This is a genomic window from archaeon CG10_big_fil_rev_8_21_14_0_10_43_11, assembly GCA_002763265.1.
GTDB lineage: Archaea > Nanobdellota > Nanobdellia > PEZQ01 > PEZQ01 > PEZQ01.
Map to the genome: position 1 here is coordinate 57,641 of PEZQ01000003.1, position 22,003 is coordinate 79,643.

A 22,003-nucleotide genomic window follows, 5' to 3' on the forward strand; every position below is an offset into this window, starting at 1 on the left:
TACTTTAATCTGCAGATTATCCTACGTTTTATGATGCAAAGCAATTTGTCTGATTCATCAGTGGTTCATCAAACAAGCTTTGGTGATGAGCACAGTGTTAAACACGTTTCAGACTACATTCAAGAAAAGCTTGGAGAATGCGGCTTGTGTCTTGAAGAACTCTGCAACACAAACATACTTGACCAGCCGCTGTCACAAATGCGCGGTTACAAACCAGATTCAGTAGCGTACTTGCATGCAAAAGATGTTTTTCAAAAACACTTCTCACGAAGCGCGCGTCTTGCCCGTTTTGTTTTTGACTTTGCACACGCGTATCGCATTCTTAACAAACAAGACGGGTCCGTAGAAGATTCTGTTGAACAATCACTAGACTACCTGATACACCACCTTCATGTTAACCAGCACGACCTATACCCCGAGTTTGCACAACCAAAAAAACGAAACCCCCGCGCGTATATGCGTTTTAGAATGAACAAACCCGCTTTTTTTGAAGCGCGATTCAAACAATACGCAACAAAATCTCTCAAACCACTTTTTGAACTCTTGCACACCACACGAGAACTGCACGGCGCAGAAAATATGCTTATTACCCAACTTGAAACTGCAAGCAATGGAAACATGACCTACCTTACAAAACCTCGCGTGCACGAGTATTTGCGCACGTACCTTTCTAATAACGTAATTACTCACCACGAGATTGACCAACTTTCAGACGTGATTGACCATTATGCACAACAAAAAATCGCGTTTAATAACCCCTTGCGAAAAACATTCCCGCTCGCTATCAAATTTCTCAAACCATTCGATTTACAACACCTTGAAACAGCTCTTGAAGGAAGTCCGCTTCTCAAACCATTTGAGCAAGCACTCAGAGCATATGCGCGGAGTGGAGAGCACCTCCAAAACTACGTGCTTAACAAGGGAAAAGGCACTGCTTCATTTGAATTTGGCTTTAATGATGAGGGCATTGCTCTTTTTCGGATAATGTTACTCTCGCAAGCAGACACACACAACCTGTTTGAAAACGTGATGCGCTCCCTTTTGAGCGGGGGTCATGGAAACCTGCGCTACATACAAGAAAGCACGGCTTCGTTTCTCGAGCGCTTTCCCGAAGAACCCTTCCTGCGCGACACGTACCTTGCTGATAAGTATCCGCTCTCACTTGTTATTGATGAAAACTCATTTGCCCTAAACGCGACACTTCCTCTTCTTAGACCGGGTATTGTTCGCTATGCATTTAAATCACAAAACGAAGAACACATATTCCTGCGTCAACTTGACGCACTCAAGCGCGTCTTGCGTTGCGCACCTCAACCGCTTGAAAGCTTTGAGAAACTTCCGCTTTAGCGCGCAATCAAAAGTAAATACGCAGCAATAATAAGAATCGCTGAAGGCAAGTATACAAACAAATATGAATCATTTAATGCACTTGCACACTCTTCGCTCGCATGGGTTGGCAGATATTCTTTTACTAAACAAGCAAGAAGCGTTTCGCGAGGCACACCAAATGGCACGCCGTACCCTTCTCCAATACGCGCGCGCATTACGTATTCCTGCTCGCTAAAATCTTGTTTTTCATTAAGAAAAGTGATAATATCAGTTTTCATAGACTGCGAGTTCCACCCAAGCTCATCAAATAAGCGCACGGCAAAATACGTTTCTAAAACACTTGCTCGCACCACACTTGCATTAGTCCGCTCAGCAAAACCGGATTCAGGAATTTTAAATGCAAGCACATGAGAAATGATAGCATCAGCTTCTGTTTTTGGCACATCACTGCCAAGAATGCTCTGAATCCGCACATACGCGTACCACGCACGGGGCGTGAGTTCTCCTGCATCACTCACATAGGCACGTGAGCGTGCAAGAATGGTGCGAACCATTCCCTCTGAGAGCTCGTTTAAGTATTTGAACTGGCTGAATGTTTCAAGCGCAATCATTGTTGCGTACAAGGGGTCTTCATTTCCTACCTGAAAAAAGCCCTGGTCGTATTGATTTACAAAGAAATTAATAATTGCATCTTTTTTTATGAGAAAACTCATTGCCTGTTCTGAGGCGGCCTGCACCACGTTTCCCGTTACGCTAATGCTTGGCGTAGCCCCAATATCATGACTAAGACCTGTTTCTTGTGATGCAATAAACAGTTTTGCAAATGGGATGAGTGCGAAAACGATTAATACTCCTGCAATAACGGTTCGTCTCATAGTCTTACTCTCCTGCGCTTATCCGTACATATTTCTGCTCTCATCGCTTTCATGCTTGACTTCTTTTGCCTTGCCAATCAAGTCCTTTATTTTCTTTTCAAACTCTTCTGCTTCAGCTACAAGCGGCTTGACATCTACATTCACTTTAAAAAGCGACCCCAATTTTTTGATGAGTGCAACAGCAGCAAGCCCGTCTGGATAGTTTGAATGGCTTTCAGCCATAAGGCAGAGCGCTTTTATTTTTTTATACTTGCATGCAAGCATGATTGCCGCGCTCACACCAAGAATGTATCCTGTCTTAACTGGTTCAAGACCGCTTGGCAATTTTGTTTTAATATTCGCATCAATGCCAAATACGCGCGGTTCTTCTGCTATGTTAGGAGAATTAATTCCTTCCAAGCACACGATGCGTGATGCATTAATCTCTTTTGCCCATTTTACAATTGCTTCTCCAACATCATGAATAAGCGTTGCCGGCACGGGAAACTCTGAACTGATAATGACCCATCCTTTTGAAGGAACATCATAAATACGGATAGGATTGTACACGTCCCCGTCCTGAATAAAACTTAAGGGGGGTAAATGCGGTGATTCAATGTGACCAATTTGCTTTGCATCTAGTTTTTGCGTTAAATACTTTGACGCGATTGAGCCAACAAGACCCACACCGGGAAATCCCTCAATAATAATTGGCGCTTTTGTTTTTGGCTTTTTAGAAACAATCCTTACCTCCATAGTGTATCTACACGCACGCAGGGTATTTAACAGTTATCTGTTGTAGAAGCTTCGTAATTTCAAGATGAATATAAGCAGAAATAATCCAACAAGACCAACCCCTATAGAAATCTCCATAAGCACACTTTCTTCTGCTCTACTGCGAATGCTCACAAAACGCGTTGCAGACGTTGTTGCAAAGAGTTGTGACAATCCATAATTGCCAAGAGAAAACTCGTCAATACTTTGATTGAGTAACGCAACCGCGTATGCATACTCCTGTTTCATCTCGCCGCGATTTCCTAAATACGCGTATTTGAGAATGTTTGCTGCTTTTTCCCGAACGACGTTAGAAGAATTAATCAAACGACCCAGGCTCTTTGTTATGTTTGCTTGCCCCTGCATTACAATTGAAATAAGTTCTTGGCTTTGGCCTTCATCATATATTACGCGCACGCGCTCGTTTCGTGATGAACTGCCTAAGCTCACATTCAAAAGACGAACACTTGCATTAGTTGAAACATTGCCAAACAAGTGTGACGCGCTTCGAAACGTGAGAGTCACATTGTGAAGCGGGATGAGGCACGTATTATTGATGCTAAAAAAGATGTCTTGACTGCTATCACGGGTTGCAGGCATTTGGTTTGGTCCGTCAATTTCAACACAATCTCCTGAAATAATGATTGGCTCACGCGCGCTATAGATTTTTCCGCCAAATTCGGTTTCAACACGAATTGTGTACGAACCTGGAAGTATATCTCTAAGCTTGATACTTTTGGTATAATCAACTACGCCGCTCACGTTTTGTTTGGTATCAGAGTCGCCAAGAATAAACACGTTTGATTCATCGTACAGGCCATAATACACTTCAAAAAATGTTGCACTCTCAAAATTCACCAAGCGAACATCAATGTCAATGGTAGCATCATCTTCAAACACTGATTTCTCAAGACTAATATTGAGCAGAGCACCCGAACAGTCCGTATCATTTTGCACACACGTTGCGCCAAACGCACTTGCACACCCGCTGTCAGCTTCGCACCGATACACGCGTCCTTCAAAACAGACGCCTTCAGTAAACGTAAAAACTCGCTTGTCTCCACAACACTGACTAATGCTGCTAACATATTCTCCGCACTCGTTGCACGCGCTTGTTGAACTCACTGAAACCCACTCTCCATTGTGGCATACGTATTCAAACCCGCACGCAAGTGAGGTTGCACTTCTCGTTGATGCATTCACATAGCACACCTCCCCATCAAAACAACTTATTGGGTTATCAGTGCACTCCTCAGCAAATACAACACTTGCTGAGGCAAGCACAAAAAACAAACCAAGTATGAATCGCACTCCCACAATGTATACTGGTGTTGACCCTGATTAATTAAACTTTCCAACAACATATTTTTATTCACAAAACATAAAGAAAACACAAAAACCACCTTATGGCAGACACTATTACCCATTACTACATACACGACCTACTCGTTAACGGACTACTCTTTAGCACGCCAGTTATTGTTTTGTACTTAATGCAATTTGTAAGCATTGGAAACGTGCTGCTTTTAACTTCGCTCCAATTCTTTCTTGTTGCAGCACTTGAAATCCCCACCGGCATTTTTGCTGACGTGTACGGACGAAAAGCATCACTTATTGTTGGTTCTCTTGTTTCAATGATTGGATGGAGTGTGTTTCTTTTCTCACGCTCGCTTAGCTCTTTTGCACTTGCATACGTCAGTTTTGGCATTGGTTTTGCGTTTATTTCAACAAGCATTGAAAGCATGGTGTATGACACGCTTCGAAGCACAAAACAAGAAGGACGCGCAACAGAAATATTTGGCAAAGCCATCTTCTACTCATCACGCATCTCACCATTTGTGCTTATTGCAAGCGGCTTTATTGCAAAAATAAATTATGGGCTAGTCTTTCTGCTTGAAGCACTCAAATGGCCGCTTGTCGCGCTTAACGCATACCTCATCCCTGAACCAAGTCATCGCACACCAAAACGGGTGCGTGCCTACGTGCAGGAATCAAAAGCAAGCATCACTGCTGCGCTCAACATTCCTAATTTTGGCGCGTTTGTACTTATCTCAGGACTTGTCTATGCACTTGTGCACATCACGTCACAATATGACCAACCGCTTATGTACGCTGCTGGTGTTGACGTTGCCTTATTTGGTATTATTTATGCAATCATGCAATCACTAAGCGGATGGGCTGCGCGTTTTGCTCACCACCTTGAACGCATAACCACACCAAAAAATGTGCTTCGACTCATACTCGCCCTGTACGGCAGCGTTCTCTTTTTTCTTGCTATCTATGGCCACCCATTTATTGTAGTATTTCTTGTTGCAACACGCTTTACTACAAAAGGACTTGAAACACCCATTCTTTTGCAATACATAAACCGTTTTATCCCTTCAAAAAAACGCTCAACACTCGCCTCGTTTTACGTATTCATGCAATCAGCAATACTCGTCTTTGCTTCAGCAGTGTTTAACGTGTTTACAGACCAGTATGAAACAAGCGGCGCACTTGTTATTGCTGGTGTGCTTATTCTTGGTCTCATACCGTTTGTAGTTGAATCTCCTACACGTCAACTTTCAAAAAATCGTAGGCAGCAACGCATTTCTTAAAAATCTCACGACACTCCTTTTCAAGTGGCTTTATGCGCGCATACTTTTTTGAAAAATGCGTGATGTAGAGCACGCCCACTCCAGCAAGTTTTGCAAGTTCAGCAGCTTCATGCGTGGTCATATGATTCTTCTCTTTTTTGTCACGCTCAAGCGTGTCAAGCTGAGAAAACGTTGCCTCACTAATCAAAACATCAGCTCCCTCACAAAAAGCAGCAAGCGAGTTTGTAAATCGCGCGTCACCCGTGTACACAACCCGCTTCCCGCTCTGCACCCATGTTGCGTCTTTTGCTAAAATCTTTTTTCCTTTGTATTCAATATTCTCTCCTTTTTGGAGTTTGCCAAGAAGAGGATGCTTGGAGAGACCAAATTTTTTTGTGTAGTCAACATTAATCTTGATTTTGTCCTTTTCAACAAAGCTAAAGGCAAGACTAGTTGGTGAGTGGCGTGTTTTAGCACACCAAATCTCAAAATCCTTAGTGTTCACGACGTTTGTTGGTGCATGCGCATCAACTTCAATTATTTTGATAGGAAACCCGCCCACTTTTCCAAACACGTCTTCAAGAAGGGACAGTTTATGTTTTGTGCTGGTAAAACCAATAATGGTCAATGTTTTTTTTCGCTCGTTCATCTGCATAGAGCGCAATAACGGATACAAACCGGCGCTATGGTCTGCATGCCAGTGAGATATGAGAATATAATCAATTTTGGTACCAAGCAAGCCTGCACGTGTGAGCTGGCGCTGCGTTGCTTCACCACAATCAAACAAGACGCGCGTGCCCTCTTTTGTGAGATGAATTGCTGCATGGTTCCGCTCTTTTGTTGGCACTGCAGAACTCGTGCCAAGAAATACTAATTCAATCATACCACTAAAGACATAGGTAGCTCCATAAAAAAGTTATGATACGTGCTACAAAGAAAAAAACTTTAATTCACTCGAAGAGATAGTATTTCCTTTGCAGGATAATACCATTCTTTATAGCATTAAACGAGTACGACCCGACTTATCAAAGCCCTTATTATTGGCGGAGCAATCCTTTTTTCAGCCTCGCTTGCAGGCTCATATATGATGGGAATGTAAATGAGAAAAAAAAGAAAGGTTTTATTTCTCTCTTTGTCTTTACTTTTTTTGTAATGAAGTACATTGACGTGCACGCGCACACGTGGGAACTTGAAAATGAAAAAGACATTCTCACCGAGTGCAAAAAACAGGGCATTCTTGTTATCAACAATGGTACAAACCCTGACACGAACGCACACGTGCTCAAAGCAGACTCACTAAAAGCCGTGGGGTGGTGGCCCCACGAACGCGCGCAACAAAATACTATTGAAACACAAGCCCAAAACAAAGAGGTTATTGCACTTGGAGAGATTGGTCTTGACTTTTATTATCAAACAATTAGTGAAAAACAGCAACGTGCCCACTTTACGTTTATGCTTGCGCTTGCAAAAGAACTTGATAAACCCGTGATTGTGCACAGCAGAAAAGCAGAAAGCGCAGTTCTTGATGTTCTCAAACACTATGACCTGCCTGTTGTACTCCACTCTTTTACGGGAAAAAAATCCCTTATCAAAGAAGGTGTTATGCGCGGCTACTACTTTAGCGTGCCAACCATTGTTGTTAAAGCTTCAAATTTTCAAACCCTTGTAAAACTCGTGCCAGAAACACAACTTCTTACTGAAACTGACACACCCTATATGGGTGCCACATTTCCAAACACGCCGCTTTCACTACCCCTCGTGGTTGAAAAAATCAATGAGCTAAAAGAAGATGACCTTACAAAAACCGTGTTTAAGAACGCAAAAACCGTGTTTTCATTCTAAAAAAAAATGGTGAAGCGTGAAGTAGCGCGTCTTTACTTGGTAAGTGCAATTTCAATAATTGAAACGTTTGTATTCTTGCCTTCGCGCGAGGTTAACTTTTCTGACCCAATAGTAATGGCGTTGATTTTTACATCATTCATAAATCGGTTTCGAAGCACTTCAGTCACATCAACTGCGCGTGAAATGTTTTTTCCCCGCGCTTTGAGCGTGATGATTTCTGCACCACCATTAAACTGAAGCATTGCTGCAGTTACATAATTCATAAAGGGTTTTATACCAATGTAGATAATGTTGTCAGCGCTCTTTTTCTCGCTTGTTTTCTTACTTGCTGCCATGACTTATGCCACCTCCCACTCTTTAACGGTCTTCTTGAGTCGCGTGATGTGTCCTGCTACTCGGTTTCGAAGTCGTTTTGAGGGGATGAATGCGACATCTTTGAGGGCTTCTTTGTTTTTTGCAAAGTCCGCGCTAAAACGTTCAGGATCCTGCATGAACAGTTTTTTTCCCTTGTTTTTGATAATTACTGGTTTTACTCGGCCCATGATTAGCATAGAGTAACTTTTTAATAGTTTAAAAGCTTTTTTCTTTCTCGTGATTTACCTTTTCCTGCTCATTGCTGCGCTTGGTCTGCTACTTTACGTGGCATATTTCTACTTTAAAGGAGTTTTTTTCCTTGCACTCGCGTTTGTTCTTGCTGTTATCGCGTTTAAAGTGTTTATAAAAAAGTTTCAGCACTACGAGCGTGCAGTAATATTTGCGTTTGGCAGATTCAGCAGGATTGCAGGACCCGGATGGTCTATTGTCATCCCCTTTATGGAAGAAGTCAAAGAAGTGTATGACGTGCGCACAACAAGCATGAAACTCAAAGTCCCGCTTTCCCTTACAAAAGAAGAAATCCGGCTTCGAATTGTTGGCACGCTTTACTATAAAGTTGAAGACCCTAAAAAAGCGTATCTTGAAATCCAAAACCTTGTGTATAACATAAAAGAAATTGCAGAAGCAGAAGTGCGAAACTTTGTTTCAAAAATTAGCTTTAATTACATTCTTGCAAACATTGACAAAATCAATGAACTCTTTGTTGACAGACTCAAGCACTTAACCCTCAAATTTGGCATTGGCATTGACTTATTTGAACTTGATGAAATCAGACCGCCAGAAGAGCTTGTGGATGCTATGCAAAATGTTGAGATTGAAGAAGAAAAATATCAGGCACAAAAATTCAGAGCACTTGCAAACAAAGTGGTTATCACTGCTATTGGAGAAGCTGCTAAATCGCTTGACCAGCGCGCCATTTCATACTTGTACGTGAAGGCAATTGAAGGCATTGAAAAAGACAAAGCATCAAAAATTGTATTCCCTATGGAATTTATGAGCGTGCTTGACAATGTGGGCAGCAAAATGCTTGAAAAAGTAGATATTGGCGGCATTGATATAGGTAAAGCCGTTGACATGGTCAAAAAAACTATTCTTTCACAAGGAGGCGCTGAATAATGACTGATTTAGAAGACCGTGTCTTAGGAAAGAACCTGGTGCATGTACAATCATGGATTGAAAGTGAGCGGGGCTGGGGAACACGACCTGATGGTTGGTCTTTTCATCTTTCACGAGCAGACTATGCCGCGTTCGTTAAGAATTACTGGGATGCCCAACCTGATGAAACCCCTGATGAATACTCACGACCCGCTGAAAAAGAACTTGTTGTAGCTCAGGTTACACCTGACTTGTATGCGCGCGTAAAAAAGAATGAGCATGGCCTGCGCCTCTATAATATTCAGGGCATTCTTAAGATACTTTTATAATACTCGGATCCTTTTGTTATGCTCATGTTCTCACTTGCAGAGCTTTTTGGCATTGCAATTTCAAGCATTGGCGTGACCTACATTTTTTCAGGACTCATTCCCGGACAAATGAAGGATAAAGAGCGCTTCAAACTAAGCGCACTTATTGCTATTCCCTCATTATTGCTTCACGAGTTTGCACACAAGTTTGTTGCCATTGCTTTTGGCATGAGCGCAACGTATCACGCTAATTTTTGGGGGCTCTTTATTGGTGTGGCACTCAAAACTATGGGGCTTCCTATCTTTTTTGTTCCTGCTTACGTCTCAATTAGCGCCTTTACTGCAACAAAGACCGGACTCATTCTTACTGGACTAGCTGGACCAGCACTTAATGGCTTTCTTTTTGCTATAACCTATCCTTTGGAAAAATATATGAAGACCAGAAACCAGCACATACTCCTTTACGTAACGCGCCAGATAAATATGTGGTTGCTTATCCTCAACCTCCTGCCCATCCCGGGAACAGATGGTTTTAATGCGCTTAGATATTTACTCGCTTAATCAGGTCATATCGTGCAAGCGCTTCAACGTGCTGAATGTGAAATTTCTTGAGCCTTCTCCAATAAAACAAGTTAACACGAACCCCTACCTCGCCAAAATAGCGCTTAAGCTTGTCAGTTAGTTCAACACCCTTTGTGTCATGGTCCATCAAAAGTATCACATCCTTAGTGGTCTTTGAGACGCTCTCGCAAAACAAGCGCAAATCCCCCTGAATTTTTATTGCAGAAATACCCCGTGCTTCAAGTGCAACTCTATCCTTTCTGCCTTCAACAATAATAGGAAACGGCTCTTGTTTTAGCGCACCAACCCATTGTTCGAGCGTGTCAAATAATTCTTTCAACGAAAACCAACCCCTTTTTTTAACCCCTTCCACATGATGCTGATAAGCGTGTGCGGGGTCACCCACACGATTTCAAAAAGAAAATTAAAAAAGGTTATTATAAAAATTGCGCCAAGCGTAACGCCCAAGGCAAACAGGAAAAAACCAAAAAGTTTGGAAACAAGCAGCATAATAATCCAGGTCAAGAAAAGCACGTAATAATCCTGAATGATGTGTTGCAAACACGCAAGACCTGCGCCAACGCGTTTGTGCTTGAGCGCATAAAAGACGGGGTGGATAAAAGGGTTATGGCGAATCACGCGATGACGCCATTTGAGCGCGCCTTGGGCAGGTGCGTCCATGTGGCGGTGTACATAACTGTAACTCCTGCCAAGCAGGCGCTTACTCCACTTGCTGTGCACAATTCCTGAAGGCATTAGTGTATTAGGGCTGTGTTAAACTACATTAGGGTTTTGATTGCGTGACCATAAACTATTAAAAACCCCGCATAATAGGTAACGATTGTTATGTGTGAGAGCGAATCTCTTCCCCTTTTTCGAAGCATACAAAACACGTACCATGCAATCACGTTGAGTGATAACATTCCAACAAATCCTGGTCACGTAGTAACTCAACTGCCCCAGTACGTGCAGAACATGAATCTAGAAAACCTCGCGTCTCATGTATTACGCTATCGGGTCTTGTACTAAGAAACTGATTATTTCAGGTACTGTGCTACTACTTTCTTTGACGTTTTTTGAGCGCGCTTAATCATTGGCTTGAGCATTTTTTTCTTATGCAAATAGAGCAGTATCCCTCCTCCAACAGTAAGCACGCCAATATGGGTTTAGGGGGGGCATAATGTCCCGATAATAAAAAATCACAAAGGAATAAGAAAACTAACTCCAAGAGAATGTTTTTTATTGCAAGGCTTCCCTAAAAACTTTAAATTACCTAAAAATCTCGCAGATAGTAAATTATATCATCAAGCAGGTAATAGTGTTGTTGTTTCTGTAATTCAAAGAATAGCTGAAAATATGAAAATTGTTTTAGAAGGTGGACGGATTAATCCACAAAAAAGTTTAACTTAATTTTTTAGATGATTAAGTCCCTTTAACTTAACAATGTACACTCTCCACAACATTTAAAAAAGCAAGAAGAATAGCTTGCTCGCACAATGCACACGCAGTTACACATATTAGCGGGCTTGCAAGCTCAGTCAGGCTTGTTTTTGGCATCACACCACCACGTGAACACGGGGTATAATAAGGCCTGGATTCGAGATACTGTTTATGCTACTCTTGCATTTGAACAATGTTCTCCTGAGCGCGTGCAAAAAGCCTATCACGCCTTGTTTGATGTGTTTTTAAAACATGAATACAAAATTGATTTTGCTATTCTTGACAAGCCGGAATACTCGTGGCAATACATTCATGCACGATACCATCCAGACACGTTTGACGAATTTCATGAGGAATGGGGCAACAAACAAAACGATGCAATTGGCGCCTTTCTCTTTAAAGTGGGCGAATTAGAGAAAAAAGGTCTCAAAATTATTCGCGCAAAACATGATGAGCGCATCTTACAAAAACTCGTATATTACTTGCAGAGCATAAAATACTGGCAGGACGCCGATAATGGCATGTGGGAAGAATATGAAGAAGTCCACGCATCCTCTATTGGCGCGTGTCTTGCAGGACTTGAAATGATAAAAGACCTAGTGCACGTTCCAGAACATTTACTCACTCAAGGAAGAAAAGCACTTGATATGCTTTTGCCAAGAGAGTCAGCAAGTAAGCAAACAGACCTTGCTCTCTTGAGCCTTATCTACCCGTACACTATTGTTTCAGAAAAACAAGCGCAAGCAATTCTTGACAATGTTGAGAACCACTTAGTACGGGACAATGGCGTTATCCGCTATGTTGGCGACCAATACTATAATACGGGTTCTGAAGCAGAGTGGCATTTTGGCTTGTCATGGCTTGCGCTTATTTACGCACAGCGCGGTAACACGCAAAAAGCACAGCACTATTTTGCGCGCGCAAAACAAACACTCAAAGAAGACAGCGCGCCCGAACTCTACCTTTCAAACGGGCAGCCAAATGAGAACACTCCGCTTGCATGGAGCCAAAGCATGTTTCTTACCGCCTTTGACTATAGCGCGGGTTGATGCTTTCTTTTATTCTTCAAGAAATGAAGTGGTCATACTACATATTTTTGTGCAAAAACATTTTTTAACACAATTTAGATTCTAAAAAATTGATGATTGCACTTGCTCACGCGTTGTTTGGTGCTGTGTTCGCATTACTGTTTCGTCTCAACCCGTTTATTGTTATTTTGTTTTCGCTCGTGCCAGACGCAGAATTTATCCTGCCAACGTTTCATCGCGGACCATTACATACCTTGCTCTTTTTGGTTGTGGCAAGTCTTGGCGCGTACGCGTACGATAAGGATGCGGGAAAAGCCGTGTTTGCAGGCATTGCAAGCCATTTCATGCTTGACTCGCTTACGGTCATGGGCGTGCCGTTACTCTACCCGTTTGTGAACTCGTACTTTAGCCTGCACTTTTTTAACACAAACCAGCTGAGCATGCTTACTATCATAGTGTGCGTGGTTGTGCTTTTTCACAACAAAAAAGTGTCTCACGCCAAGGCGCCTAAATTATTCTTTGTTCTCCCCTTGCTTGTGCTTGTGCCTCTTCTTGGAAGCACGCAGCCTATTTTTGAACAATCATGTCCTGCAGAGCTCACGCCGATTAGCGAGGTAACCCTGTACGCAGGAGAACCGGTTCTTGTTGAAGGAGTGATTTGCTCTGAAATTAAAGACTACACCTCAAATTCGGGGAATGCGTATCAGGATTTTCAACTCTGCAATCAAAGCGAGGTGCGCGTGTTCAAACAAAAAAACGTACACCAAAACGTGCTTGCACGCGGGGATGCCGTGCGTGTGTGCGGCTATTACACAACTGACTATGGTGGTGAATTGTACCACATAAAATTTGTCAAAAAAAATTAGATACTGCTCAAAGCGTTTTTAAGTCGCTTGACTTTTTCTTCTTGCGCTTCCTTTTCTTTTTCTAAGCTTTCAGCTTCATCCTTGTAAATGCGCGCTTTTGTCTCTTCTTTTTTGAGCATAGCATGTATTTCTTTAAGCTCTTTTTTCGTGTTCTCAAGCTCGTCTTTGAGTGCTGAACGTCGCGCGTTTTCTTCATCAAATGATTTTTTTAGCAACCCATAATCTGTGTGTGCTTTTTCAAGATGCGTTTTTGTCTCATCAAGAAGCGCGTTAAGTGATGCGTGCGCTTTTTTGCTTGCATTATCTTCTTTTTCTAAACGCGCCTTTGCGGTTTCAAGAGAAATAACCTCTTTGTCAAGCTGTAATTGCTCATCGCTAAGCTTTTTGATTTGTTTCTCGTTTTTCACCCGCTCTTTTGCGTATGCTGCAACATTCCTGTTAAGCTCAGTTTTTATTTTTCTAAGACGTTCTATATCTTTTCGTGCAAAACCTAACTTCTTTGTCTGATTTGCATTTTCTTTTATAAGCGCAACGCGTTTTGCTGTCTGCTCTTTTTCACGGTCTTTTACGCGCGCCCTAAACGCGTCAAACTCATCTTTGAGCGCGTTAAGTGCAGTGGTTGTTTGCTTGATTGTTTCTTCTGCTGTTGCTATCTCTTCAACACGCGTTGCATATTGTTTTTGTAAGGTTTCATACACTGCTTGCATGTTTGCAAGCTTGGTTGCATGCTCTTCTTTTGTGGCTTTGGCATTTTTGATTTGCTCGTCAAGCTTTGCTTCAAGCGCCTGCATGTTTGTGCTATGCGCGCGGTGTTGTTTTTCAATAGTGCGTGAAAAAGTTTCGCGCTCTTTTTCTCGCAGTGCACTAAGCGTATCAAGGTTCTTTTGAAGCGCGCTTACGGTTTTTTCATGCGCATTCTTTTTTGCGTCAAACTCTTTTTTGCTTGCCGCAAGTTCTCCTGCGAGTTCTTTTTTCTTTTCTCGCGCGCGCTGCGCCTTTTCCTTCCATGACGCGAGCTGTGAGGTAAGCTGCTTTGTTTGTGATTCTAATGTTTGAGTGAGCGTATCAACTTGTTCGTGATATGAATCGAGCTCTTGCTTTTGATCTTTGATGAGTTCACGTGCTTCTTTGAGTCCTGCTTCAGCAACACTCTTTTTTTCAATAATTGTAGCTTTACTCTCTTTAAGTGCTTCAACACGATGCATAAGCGTAGTTACATTCTTTTCAAGTGCTTCACCCTTTTGGGTTTGCGCTTCAAGATTTTCGGTGAGCTGCGCAATAAGCTCTTCTTTTTTGGTTTTTACTGCATCTAATTGTTTGAGCCGCTCATGCAATGTTTCAATCCGCTCTTTTTCGCGCTCCAGATTCGCTGCGTTAATCTTGAGTTTTTGTTGTGCATCTTCTTCTTGTTTTGAAACTGTTTTGAGCTTGTCTTGTAGTGTTTGAATGCTGTTTCTTTTTTCTTCACGCAATTCAGAAACGCGCATTTCGAGTTTTGCGCGCAAAGCACTAAACTCGTTTTTGATTTTGTGCTCTTCTGATTCAAAGCTTTCTTTTTGCTTTGCTAACTTTCCTTCAAGCATGCTAATAGCGGCGTTCAATTCTTTTTCCATATGAGCGTGCTCTTTTGCAAGCAACTCGTAACGCTTGATGAGTTCATCTTCTTGCATGCGCGCAATCTCTGCGTTTAGTTCATGTTCGCGAAGCATAAAATCTTCTTTAGCGTCATGCATCATACGTTTGCTAAGCACTTCTTTTCGCGCGTAAAAGGCTTCTAACTGGGCAACGTATTGGGTAAGTGATTCTTTGTTTTTTGGTTTAATAATAAAATAATACCAGTCATGACCACATTCAGGACAATGCATCACAACTTTGAGCGATTCTTTTGTTTCAGGAAGTGCTTTTACGCTACCTACAACTTCTTTATGTTCATACTCATCACACACCGGGCATTCATTGTCATCTCTAATGCGTTCTTTTAGTTCTTTTTTGAGCTTTGCTCGCTCACGTGTAATCATTCCTTCTAGAGAAGACATCCCCATAGATATATTGTAATGGAAGTTATAATTTTTAAACAATATGTTTTAGTAGCTACTTTTCCTGCAAGACTTATAAACATGCACGCGTTTTCTTTGTGATTATGGTCAATGATGAGTTTGTTCCCTTACGAAAAGCAGCCCTTGACAATGCGGTGACCCTTGCTGCAAGTTTTGCACGCCAGGGCGAGTATGATGCGCTTATGGATTCAACACGCCTTGCCACGTTTGGAGAAGCAATGGTGCTTCCTCTTGCTGATGTGTTTTATGCGTGGCTTGTTAAAGAACATGTGTAACGCGTTGAATAAAATTTAATAAGGGCAACTGGAACGAGTAGATACTACTATGTTTTGTCACGATCCAGTTCCGTTTATTTATTATCAACGCCTATCTACTGCAGAACAATACAAAAATCACGAACTGCTTGGCTCTGACCAACTGTTTACCTTGTTTGGCGGTGTGCGCTATAACCCCTCTCTTGATTTTACTGATGAAATACATGAGAGTCTTGGTGGGGTATTGCGCGAGATTGCAAACATGTTTGAACAAGCATACGACATCAGTACTCTGGTGAGCACACGCCATAGTGTGGATGTTGAGCTTAGTTCGCTTAATAAACTGCTTGACAAAAAATCTCAGGATTACTCAATGTGGGCGGGCGTGCATGAGCGCCACATCCGTCAAACACTCTTTAAAAAGCTTTATGAGATTAATATACATCAAGCATTGCTTGCAAAAGATAAAAAAACAGACCCTATTTCTAATTTTGTTGCTAAAACACCAAGAACACGCCACGTATATTATCAACAGCTTCTTGCAGAATCCTTTAACGCCCGAGGCGTTCGCAGTCTTATTGACACGCTCCAACGCGTGCTCTTGTCATTTTCAAGCGGAGAAGCGACTGTTTCAACCGTGCTGTTAACCGAAGAACATCCAGAAAAAATCTTCTCACATGCGCACGTAAAAATGTATTCCGGGGAGTATTGTTAAGTGCGTAACGCAAACGTTTTTTTAATCAATATGCGTATAGTCTAAACATACTATGAGAGAGTTCAAGCTGTCAAAGCTCACGTTTACTATTACTGAGCTTCGAGACATTGCAATAAGCGTGTTCGTGCTTGGGCTCTTATTCTCGTTTGGCGTGAACAAAGAAACGTGGAACGAGCTTATTCTCTACTATCTTGGGGCAACCTTCGTGCTTGGCGTCTCATTTGTGCTCCACGAGCTTGGCCATAAATTTGTCGCTCAATCATATGGTGCGCACGCAAATTACACGCTTTGGTGGTCTGGACTTCTTATTTCCCTGCTCGTTGGTGTAGCAAGCGGCGGCCGGCTCATATTTTTTGCACCAGGATTTGTTCTTATCTCATCTTCACTTGCATCGCGCTTTGGTTTTGGTCAAACCTTTCTTCGCGAAGAAGAAGTTGGAAAAATATCTGTTGCAGGACCCCTTACTAACATCATCCTGCTTTTCTTGTTCAAACTGTTTTCACCCGTCCTTCCCTTTGAACTATGGACGCAAATGGTTATTCTTAATGCGTGGCTCGCGCTCTTCAACCTCATACCCGTGCCTCCGCTTGACGGTTCGAAAGTATTTGTGTGGCGACGTGACATCTGGTTTGCGCTTGCAACAATCAGCCTTGTCTCGCTCTTTTTTGCCATACCGGTCTCGCTTGTGGTATTCATCTCATTTACTATTGCGATACTTGTTGCAGGAGCCATCTTCTTGTCGCATTATGGCATATTATAAACAACAAATTTTAAATAAGCCCAGATGGTGATTAACCTTTAGTTTTTCAAGAGGGGGATTATATACAATGGAAAAAAAGAGACAAACATCACGAGACTTGCAGGGGAAAATGATTGTAACAAAGTCAGGCAAGACACTTGGTCGCGTTGGCGATATGATTTTTGAAGTCAGAACAGGAGAACTTCTTAGCATGGTTATTAATGGACCAACAAGTTATGCATCATCAATTGACTTAGAAATCGATGAAAATGGCCGCCAAATGGTGCCTATCTCAAGCATCATTGCCGTAGAAGACTTTGTGGTCATCAACGAAGAAGACATCATCTAATTTTTCTTTACCCAAACATACGCGTTATCACAACGCGAACCATTTTTTATGCAACAACAAGCTTATACTTTGCTTAGCCTGCGAGAAATGTATGCAGCATACATGCCAACGCCTGCACCAAAGATTAAACCAAGAAACGCACCCACATGCCAAATATCAAGCGCGTAGGAAAACGGGATAAGATGATTGATGCCCATTGCCGCAGAGCTTACTGCCATGCTCACAAGAAACACCGCAAGACCTATTGCAATGTTTCGAACTGAACTTGGTGAAAAATTGCGCAACGCCAATAGTACAAGCGGGATGCTTACAGAACTTCCAAGAATCGTAAGCATTGAACTCACCTGAATTGCAAATGTGTTAATATCGACCATGGTACTATTTCACTCCTTAAATCCTATCTCTTCTGAGAGGCGTTTTAGTTCTCGGGCGGGAAAAATGAACAAAATCATACCTGCCATAAGAAACAAATGACTAATTGTAAATGTCAATGCTTGCGACATCATTGCCCTGCCAATCACAAAGGATGTGTGCAACACAACACCAATGCCAATAAGCACGACACTAAGCATGAGCGGGGCAAACACGTTTTGCAACTCTTTAACGCTAATCTGCCATGCATAAAGCAAACTTGCAACCATAATACCTCCTGCAAGCGCATAAAGGCCAACCCACAAATTATTAATTGCAATTATTGCAGCATAGGCCATGATATGTTTTCCTCCCACTAGACACGGGTCAAAACAATAATATAAACCATGTGGTTTTTATCTAAAACCTATTCAAAACTAATGTGAAACGTATAACTTAGATACATTCTCCCCTCTTGTGTCCGTATCAACGGGTTAGTCCTCTTCAAGCTCTTCTAGACGTGAAGCATCGGCAAACTCAGCGCAGTTATCACAGAGCAGACGGATGCTGTTACCATACCCGTCAGCAAAGAGAATGCCGCACGCGCCGCACTCAAAGAGTTCATCCGTTTCAATGCCGGAAATTCCACAAACTGCCATTAGTCTGATTTGAGGGAAACATTTAATATTTAAACTTTACTAGTTTGAAACCACACATGTTAGGAGATTTGTCATCAAGCCTTAAAGACACACTTAAAAAAATAGCTACGCTTGACTTTCTTTCTGACAAAGAATTAAACGAGATTATTCGCGAACTACAGCGCGCCCTTTTGCGCGCAGATGTTTCATTTGAGGTAGTTACTCAACTGTCTCAAACCATCCGCACAAAACTCAGCAAAGATGCCACATCACTTACTAAAAAACAACGCCTTATCACGCTTATTTACGACGAGATTGTCTCATTTATGGGACAAGGCGAGCAGGAGGTCAATGTTACAAAAAAGCCCTATAAAATAATGCTCATTGGACTATTTGGCTCAGGAAAAACAACAACAGCAGGCAAACTCTCTAAAATCTTCAAATCAAAAGGGTACCGCGTTGCTGCAGTATCACTTGACAACTACCGCCCAGCAGCATACGAACAACTCGCACAACTCTCAAAACAGATAAACGTTGACTGTTATGGCACAAAAAACGCAAAAAAACAACTCGCGCCCTGGAAAGATAATGAAAAAGCAATTCTCAACCATGACGTGGTAATTATAGACACTGCAGGACGAGACTCGCTGCATAAAGACTTTCTTGTTGAACTTGAGGAACTCTCTAAAAAAATCAAACCCGACCAAGTCTTTCTCACTATTCCTGCAGAACTCGGACAAGCAGCAAGCGAGCTTACAAAAAACTTCATGAACGCAATACCCATTACTGGAATTATTATTACCAAGCTTGACACAAGCGCAAAAGGCGGTGGCGCGCTCACGTCCTCGTACCTTACCAAAACGCCGGTTGTCTACATTACTGTTGGCGAAAGTGTTACTGATATTGAAGCGTTCAAACCAAAACGGTTTGTCTCACGCCTTCTTGGCATGGGCGACATTGAAACCCTGCTTGAAAAAGTCCAAGAAGAACTGGGCACTGATGATGCTAAAGACTTAAGCAAGAAAATACTGAGCGGAAAATCAAACTTCCTTGACTTTTATGAACAAATCCAGTCTATTAATAAAATGGGCGGATTTTCAAAAATCATGAGCATGATGCCCTCACTTCCCGGTCTTAGTATGGACAATGCCATGTTTAGCGCGTCAAAAGACAAACTTTCAGAGTTTCGCATTATCCTCCAATCCATGACGCGCGAAGAACTTGAAAACCCCCGCCTAATTAACTCCTCACGCATCAAGCGCATAGCGCGCGGCTGCGGGCGCGATGAAAAAGATGTGCGCGAACTCATCAAAAACCATGCGCGCATGAATAAATTTAGCAAAAAACTCAATACCCGACAACTCCAACGCATGATGAAACAATTTGGCGGCGGTGCGCTATGAAATGTGACTTATGCAAAAAAACCATTCAAACAACCGTTCTTGAAAAACTAAACGGAACATATCTTGGGCGTGCAAAGAAGCGAAAAGCAGTTTGCAATGATTGCCAACGCCAAGGACACGAACAACTCGTAAAAAAGCTCAAAATATAATCAAATGCGCAAAAGGAAAAAGCTTTAAAAGCACATGCCTGTTAAGAGTGAGGTAATCATGAAGCCGTCAAAAGGTCTTAAGCGCAGAACGCGCTCAGCATTTCGTCTTAGACGCAGAGATAGAGGTAAGCTTAAGATTTCAGATTTGTTCAAACAGTTTAAAGAACAAGACACGGTTTTAATCGTTCCAAACCCCAGCTATCAACGCTCAATGCCTCACAGACGTATTCACGGCAAAAAAGGCATTATCTCAGGAAAACGCGGAAGAGCCTATCTTGTCCGCGTTTTTGAGGGAAATAAGGAAAAAAAGTTTATAATTGCATCAGCTCACTTGCGAGGTAACTAAAACAATGGGAAGCATCACAATCATACAAAAAGAACCACTCACTATTGCTGAAGTGCAAAACGCGCTTAGCAAACGTGCTGATGCTGAACGCAACTACGAGCAGAAACTCGTATGGGAGCACGTAAGCAAGTTTAAGAAATTAGGAGTCAGAGAAGCGCGAAAACTCGTTGAAGAACTCCAAAAACTCGAACTGCGACGCCTCAAAGACGAACATATCATTCAAATCGTTGACGTGCTGCCAAAAAACCTCAAAGAACTCAAAAGCATATTCGCAACCGCGAAATTCAACCTGCACGAAGATGAGTACAAACAAATCATAGACGTTGTGAAGAATTATGTGTGAAGACGTGAAACAACATGAAACAAACCGAAACGCAAGCAATAGTATTGGATTTTCTTCCTCATGGACATCCCTTCGAGGAACGAAGAATACCAATAGCGCAAGTTGTCGGCTTACAGCATTTTACCATTCTTGAAGTTATTCCTAAAAAAGACGTGTTTCTCAAACCCGGTGATGATGTCTACATTGGGGAAGATAAGCGCGAAAAAATTCACCACGTAAAAGGGCGCGTAAAAATCAAAGACCTCACGAGAACTGCTCAAGCAGAACTCAAAAGCGTGATAGAAGAGGTAGTCACGCGCGACGAGAAAAAATACGTTGATTTTTTCAACAAATCAGGACCAATTAGCACCAGACTCCACCAAGTAGAACTCTTGCCAGGCATTGGCAAAAAACACATGTGGAAAATCATTGAAGAGCGACGCTATGAACCGTTTGAAAGCTTCAAAGACTTGCAAGAACGGGTAGATCTCTTACCTGACCCAAAACAAGCCATTGTCAAACGTATTCTCGAAGAGCTTGATGACCTTGACAAATACAAACTTTTCACCGCATAAACCTCACGCTTGAGTCAAGCAGGAAAAGCAAAAAAAATAAAAGAAACTGAATAAACAACTGCTTGCGCACGTTTATTCAGGAGAGATTAAAACGATTGTGTCTCCGCGCAAGAACAATTTACCCATATTGCGAATAGGCTTATTGTCATCGCTTAATTCTTGCGCTTCTTCAAGAACCGTATTGATATGAATATCAAATGACTTGAGCAAGCCGGAGAATTTTTGTTTATTTTTAAGTTCAATCATGACACGCTTATCGCGTGCCGCGTTGAGTGCGTCTAAAGGTCTATCAGTTGTCATTATTTTTTCACCATAAAACAAAGTGGTTTTGTACTAACCACGCAAAAAACACCAAACCAATATAAGCTTATCGGAATGAAGAAAAACGCGGTTACCTGCGTTTTTTTGCGGTTTTTGAGCAGATATAGTATGCATACCACAGAGGAATGCCCACAACAACTAACCAGATGATAAACGTGTATGATGGATGAAACATACTGCTTGCAATCCAGTGCGGGTTAGTCCAATCAGTAACCGTTCCAATAATGGCAAGCACAACCAAGCCAACACCAACCAGCACGGTTCGCACACGCGTGGCTTTTTGCGCCCAACTTGCAATCCACAAAAGAGTCATACCACCCCACCCAAATGAAGCGGTAACAATAAGCGGCGCAGGAAATAAAGAAGGCACGCTAAAGCGCCAAAAACCAGGAAGCACGCCCCCATTCTCAACAATAAATGAGACAATAAACGTTAACACACCCACTTTCCACACGTGGCGTATTAACACACGAGGCGGTGCTAATAGTATGAATGTGATAAACGGTGCAAGAAAGGTTGCACCATATAATGTGCTATAATACACAAGTGCGCTACTGCGTGTTGGATTAAACATGAGATACGCGTGCAAGAACCACACGGTAATTATTATTACTGCTGATAACAATAATGAAAGCACGCGTGCACGGGGCGTTGAAATGCGGGCGTACACTCGCGTTACAAAAATATGTTCTCCCACAAATAACACATGAACGGGCATACTTTATAACGTTGCTTG

At 42.1% G+C, this 22,003-nt stretch carries 30 protein-coding genes; 17 read left to right on the top strand and 13 right to left on the bottom strand.

Features of this window, described 5'->3' with window-relative positions:
• The first annotated feature begins 33 nt into the window (after positions 1–33).
• On the top strand, positions 34–1,347 hold the full coding sequence (locus COT72_01220) for a hypothetical protein (protein PIO00307.1): 1,314 nt from the start codon (positions 34–36) through the stop codon (positions 1,345–1,347).
• Here COT72_01220 and COT72_01225 read toward each other — a convergent pair.
• Genes COT72_01225 through COT72_01235 form a run of 3 tightly spaced genes read right to left on the bottom strand, consistent with a single transcriptional unit; the run spans position 1,344 to position 4,274 of the window.
• Positions 1,344–2,204 (bottom strand): hypothetical protein, encoded by an 861-nt coding sequence (locus COT72_01225; protein PIO00308.1) that lies wholly within the window; start codon positions 2,202–2,204, stop codon positions 1,344–1,346. The two genes, COT72_01220 and COT72_01225, sit on opposite strands and share 4 nt — an antisense overlap.
• Before the next feature lie 18 nt (positions 2,205–2,222).
• Positions 2,223–2,939: a hypothetical protein gene (locus COT72_01230; protein ID PIO00309.1), complete on the bottom strand. Its 717-nt coding sequence runs from the start codon at positions 2,937–2,939 to the stop codon at positions 2,223–2,225.
• A gap of 33 nt (positions 2,940–2,972) precedes the next feature.
• Complete coding sequence (locus COT72_01235; protein ID PIO00310.1) at positions 2,973–4,274, bottom strand: hypothetical protein; 1,302 nt, start codon at positions 4,272–4,274, stop codon at positions 2,973–2,975.
• A 176-nt stretch (positions 4,275–4,450) separates the two neighbouring features.
• On the opposite strand from COT72_01235, the gene COT72_01240 reads away from it, so the two are divergent.
• The gene (locus COT72_01240; GenBank protein ID PIO00311.1) at positions 4,451–5,554 is read left to right on the top strand and encodes a hypothetical protein; all 1,104 of its coding nucleotides are present in this window, start codon (positions 4,451–4,453) and stop codon (positions 5,552–5,554) included.
• Here the strand turns inward: COT72_01240 and COT72_01245 are convergent.
• Complete coding sequence (locus COT72_01245) at positions 5,508–6,416, bottom strand: ribonuclease (protein PIO00312.1); 909 nt, start codon at positions 6,414–6,416, stop codon at positions 5,508–5,510. The genes COT72_01240 and COT72_01245 overlap by 47 nt on opposite strands.
• Positions 6,417–6,685: 269 nt before the next feature.
• Between COT72_01245 and COT72_01250 the strand changes: the two genes are divergently transcribed.
• Positions 6,686–7,375, top strand: coding sequence for a hypothetical protein (locus tag COT72_01250; GenBank protein ID PIO00313.1), 690 nt, complete (start codon positions 6,686–6,688; stop codon positions 7,373–7,375).
• A 32-nt stretch (positions 7,376–7,407) separates the two neighbouring features.
• Here COT72_01250 and albA read toward each other — a convergent pair whose 3' ends face one another.
• On the bottom strand, positions 7,408–7,710 hold the full coding sequence (gene albA / locus COT72_01255; GenBank protein ID PIO00314.1) for a DNA-binding protein Alba: 303 nt from the start codon (positions 7,708–7,710) through the stop codon (positions 7,408–7,410).
• A 3-nt stretch (positions 7,711–7,713) separates the two neighbouring features.
• The gene (locus tag COT72_01260; GenBank protein PIO00315.1) at positions 7,714–7,917 is read right to left on the bottom strand and encodes a 30S ribosomal protein S17e; all 204 of its coding nucleotides are present in this window, start codon (positions 7,915–7,917) and stop codon (positions 7,714–7,716) included.
• Between the two features lie 49 nt (positions 7,918–7,966).
• Here COT72_01260 and COT72_01265 point away from each other — a divergent pair, with 49 nt between their 5' ends.
• The 3 genes from COT72_01265 to COT72_01275 are packed head-to-tail and all read left to right on the top strand — an operon-like array spanning position 7,967 to position 9,714.
• Positions 7,967–8,866 (top strand): hypothetical protein, encoded by a 900-nt coding sequence (locus tag COT72_01265; GenBank protein ID PIO00316.1) that lies wholly within the window; start codon positions 7,967–7,969, stop codon positions 8,864–8,866.
• Positions 8,866–9,174 carry a hypothetical protein gene (locus COT72_01270; protein ID PIO00317.1) on the top strand — a complete coding sequence of 103 codons (309 nt, stop codon included), beginning with the start codon at positions 8,866–8,868 and terminating at the stop codon, positions 9,172–9,174. The genes COT72_01265 and COT72_01270 overlap by 1 nt, the downstream gene beginning before the upstream one ends.
• 24 nt (positions 9,175–9,198) lie before the next feature.
• Positions 9,199–9,714, top strand: coding sequence for a hypothetical protein (locus tag COT72_01275; GenBank protein PIO00318.1), 516 nt, complete (start codon positions 9,199–9,201; stop codon positions 9,712–9,714).
• On the opposite strand, the gene COT72_01280 is transcribed toward COT72_01275, so the two are convergent.
• Positions 9,695–10,054, bottom strand: coding sequence for a hypothetical protein (locus tag COT72_01280; GenBank protein ID PIO00319.1), 360 nt, complete (start codon positions 10,052–10,054; stop codon positions 9,695–9,697). The two genes, COT72_01275 and COT72_01280, sit on opposite strands and share 20 nt — an antisense overlap.
• The gene (locus COT72_01285) at positions 10,051–10,470 is read right to left on the bottom strand and encodes a hypothetical protein (GenBank protein ID PIO00320.1); all 420 of its coding nucleotides are present in this window, start codon (positions 10,468–10,470) and stop codon (positions 10,051–10,053) included. The genes COT72_01280 and COT72_01285 overlap by 4 nt, the downstream gene beginning before the upstream one ends.
• A gap of 432 nt (positions 10,471–10,902) precedes the next feature.
• Here COT72_01285 and COT72_01290 point away from each other — a divergent pair, with 432 nt between their 5' ends.
• The 3 genes from COT72_01290 (at position 10,903) to COT72_01300 (ending at position 13,048) form a co-directional block, all read left to right on the top strand.
• A complete protein-coding gene (locus COT72_01290; protein PIO00321.1) occupies positions 10,903–11,124 on the top strand; it encodes a hypothetical protein in 222 nt (73 codons plus the stop codon).
• A gap of 86 nt (positions 11,125–11,210) precedes the next feature.
• Positions 11,211–12,203 carry a glycoside hydrolase family 15 gene (locus tag COT72_01295; GenBank protein ID PIO00322.1) on the top strand — a complete coding sequence of 331 codons (993 nt, stop codon included), beginning with the start codon at positions 11,211–11,213 and terminating at the stop codon, positions 12,201–12,203.
• Positions 12,204–12,295: 92 nt separating this feature from the next.
• Positions 12,296–13,048: a hypothetical protein gene (locus COT72_01300; protein ID PIO00323.1), complete on the top strand. Its 753-nt coding sequence runs from the start codon at positions 12,296–12,298 to the stop codon at positions 13,046–13,048.
• Here COT72_01300 and COT72_01305 read toward each other — a convergent pair.
• Positions 13,045–15,084 carry a hypothetical protein gene (locus tag COT72_01305; GenBank protein PIO00324.1) on the bottom strand — a complete coding sequence of 680 codons (2,040 nt, stop codon included), beginning with the start codon at positions 15,082–15,084 and terminating at the stop codon, positions 13,045–13,047. The two genes, COT72_01300 and COT72_01305, sit on opposite strands and share 4 nt — an antisense overlap.
• Before the next feature lie 104 nt (positions 15,085–15,188).
• On the opposite strand from COT72_01305, the gene COT72_01310 reads away from it, so the two are divergent.
• The 4 genes from COT72_01310 (at position 15,189) to COT72_01325 (ending at position 17,162) form a co-directional block, all read left to right on the top strand.
• Entirely contained in the window at positions 15,189–15,380 is a 192-nt protein-coding gene (locus tag COT72_01310; GenBank protein ID PIO00325.1) for a hypothetical protein, read from the top strand.
• A gap of 49 nt (positions 15,381–15,429) precedes the next feature.
• Positions 15,430–16,074: a hypothetical protein gene (locus COT72_01315; GenBank protein PIO00326.1), complete on the top strand. Its 645-nt coding sequence runs from the start codon at positions 15,430–15,432 to the stop codon at positions 16,072–16,074.
• A gap of 52 nt (positions 16,075–16,126) precedes the next feature.
• Positions 16,127–16,834, top strand: a complete 708-nt coding sequence (locus COT72_01320; GenBank protein PIO00327.1) for a site-2 protease family protein — start codon at positions 16,127–16,129, stop codon at positions 16,832–16,834.
• 67 nt (positions 16,835–16,901) lie between these two features.
• Positions 16,902–17,162, top strand: a complete 261-nt coding sequence (locus tag COT72_01325) for a hypothetical protein (GenBank protein PIO00328.1) — start codon at positions 16,902–16,904, stop codon at positions 17,160–17,162.
• A 62-nt stretch (positions 17,163–17,224) separates the two neighbouring features.
• Here the strand turns inward: COT72_01325 and COT72_01330 are convergent, their stop codons facing one another.
• Positions 17,225–17,536 (bottom strand): hypothetical protein, encoded by a 312-nt coding sequence (locus COT72_01330; GenBank protein PIO00329.1) that lies wholly within the window; start codon positions 17,534–17,536, stop codon positions 17,225–17,227.
• Positions 17,537–17,545: 9 nt separating this feature from the next.
• Positions 17,546–17,890: a hypothetical protein gene (locus tag COT72_01335; protein ID PIO00330.1), complete on the bottom strand. Its 345-nt coding sequence runs from the start codon at positions 17,888–17,890 to the stop codon at positions 17,546–17,548.
• Positions 17,891–18,228: 338 nt separating this feature from the next.
• Between COT72_01335 and COT72_01340 the strand changes: the two genes are divergently transcribed.
• The 4 genes from COT72_01340 (at position 18,229) to COT72_01355 (ending at position 20,946) form a co-directional block, all read left to right on the top strand.
• The gene (locus tag COT72_01340) at positions 18,229–19,554 is read left to right on the top strand and encodes a signal recognition particle protein (protein ID PIO00331.1); all 1,326 of its coding nucleotides are present in this window, start codon (positions 18,229–18,231) and stop codon (positions 19,552–19,554) included.
• Between the two features lie 207 nt (positions 19,555–19,761).
• Positions 19,762–20,049 carry a 50S ribosomal protein L21e gene (locus tag COT72_01345; GenBank protein ID PIO00332.1) on the top strand — a complete coding sequence of 96 codons (288 nt, stop codon included), beginning with the start codon at positions 19,762–19,764 and terminating at the stop codon, positions 20,047–20,049.
• 4 nt (positions 20,050–20,053) lie between these two features.
• The gene (locus tag COT72_01350) at positions 20,054–20,392 is read left to right on the top strand and encodes a hypothetical protein (protein ID PIO00333.1); all 339 of its coding nucleotides are present in this window, start codon (positions 20,054–20,056) and stop codon (positions 20,390–20,392) included.
• A 14-nt stretch (positions 20,393–20,406) separates the two neighbouring features.
• Positions 20,407–20,946 carry a DUF655 domain-containing protein gene (locus COT72_01355; protein ID PIO00334.1) on the top strand — a complete coding sequence of 180 codons (540 nt, stop codon included), beginning with the start codon at positions 20,407–20,409 and terminating at the stop codon, positions 20,944–20,946.
• Between the two features lie 72 nt (positions 20,947–21,018).
• On the opposite strand, the gene COT72_01360 is transcribed toward COT72_01355, so the two are convergent.
• Positions 21,019–21,246, bottom strand: coding sequence for a small nuclear ribonucleoprotein (locus tag COT72_01360; protein ID PIO00335.1), 228 nt, complete (start codon positions 21,244–21,246; stop codon positions 21,019–21,021).
• 91 nt (positions 21,247–21,337) lie between these two features.
• The gene (locus tag COT72_01365) at positions 21,338–21,985 is read right to left on the bottom strand and encodes a hypothetical protein (protein ID PIO00336.1); all 648 of its coding nucleotides are present in this window, start codon (positions 21,983–21,985) and stop codon (positions 21,338–21,340) included.
• Positions 21,986–22,003 lie beyond the last annotated feature (18 nt).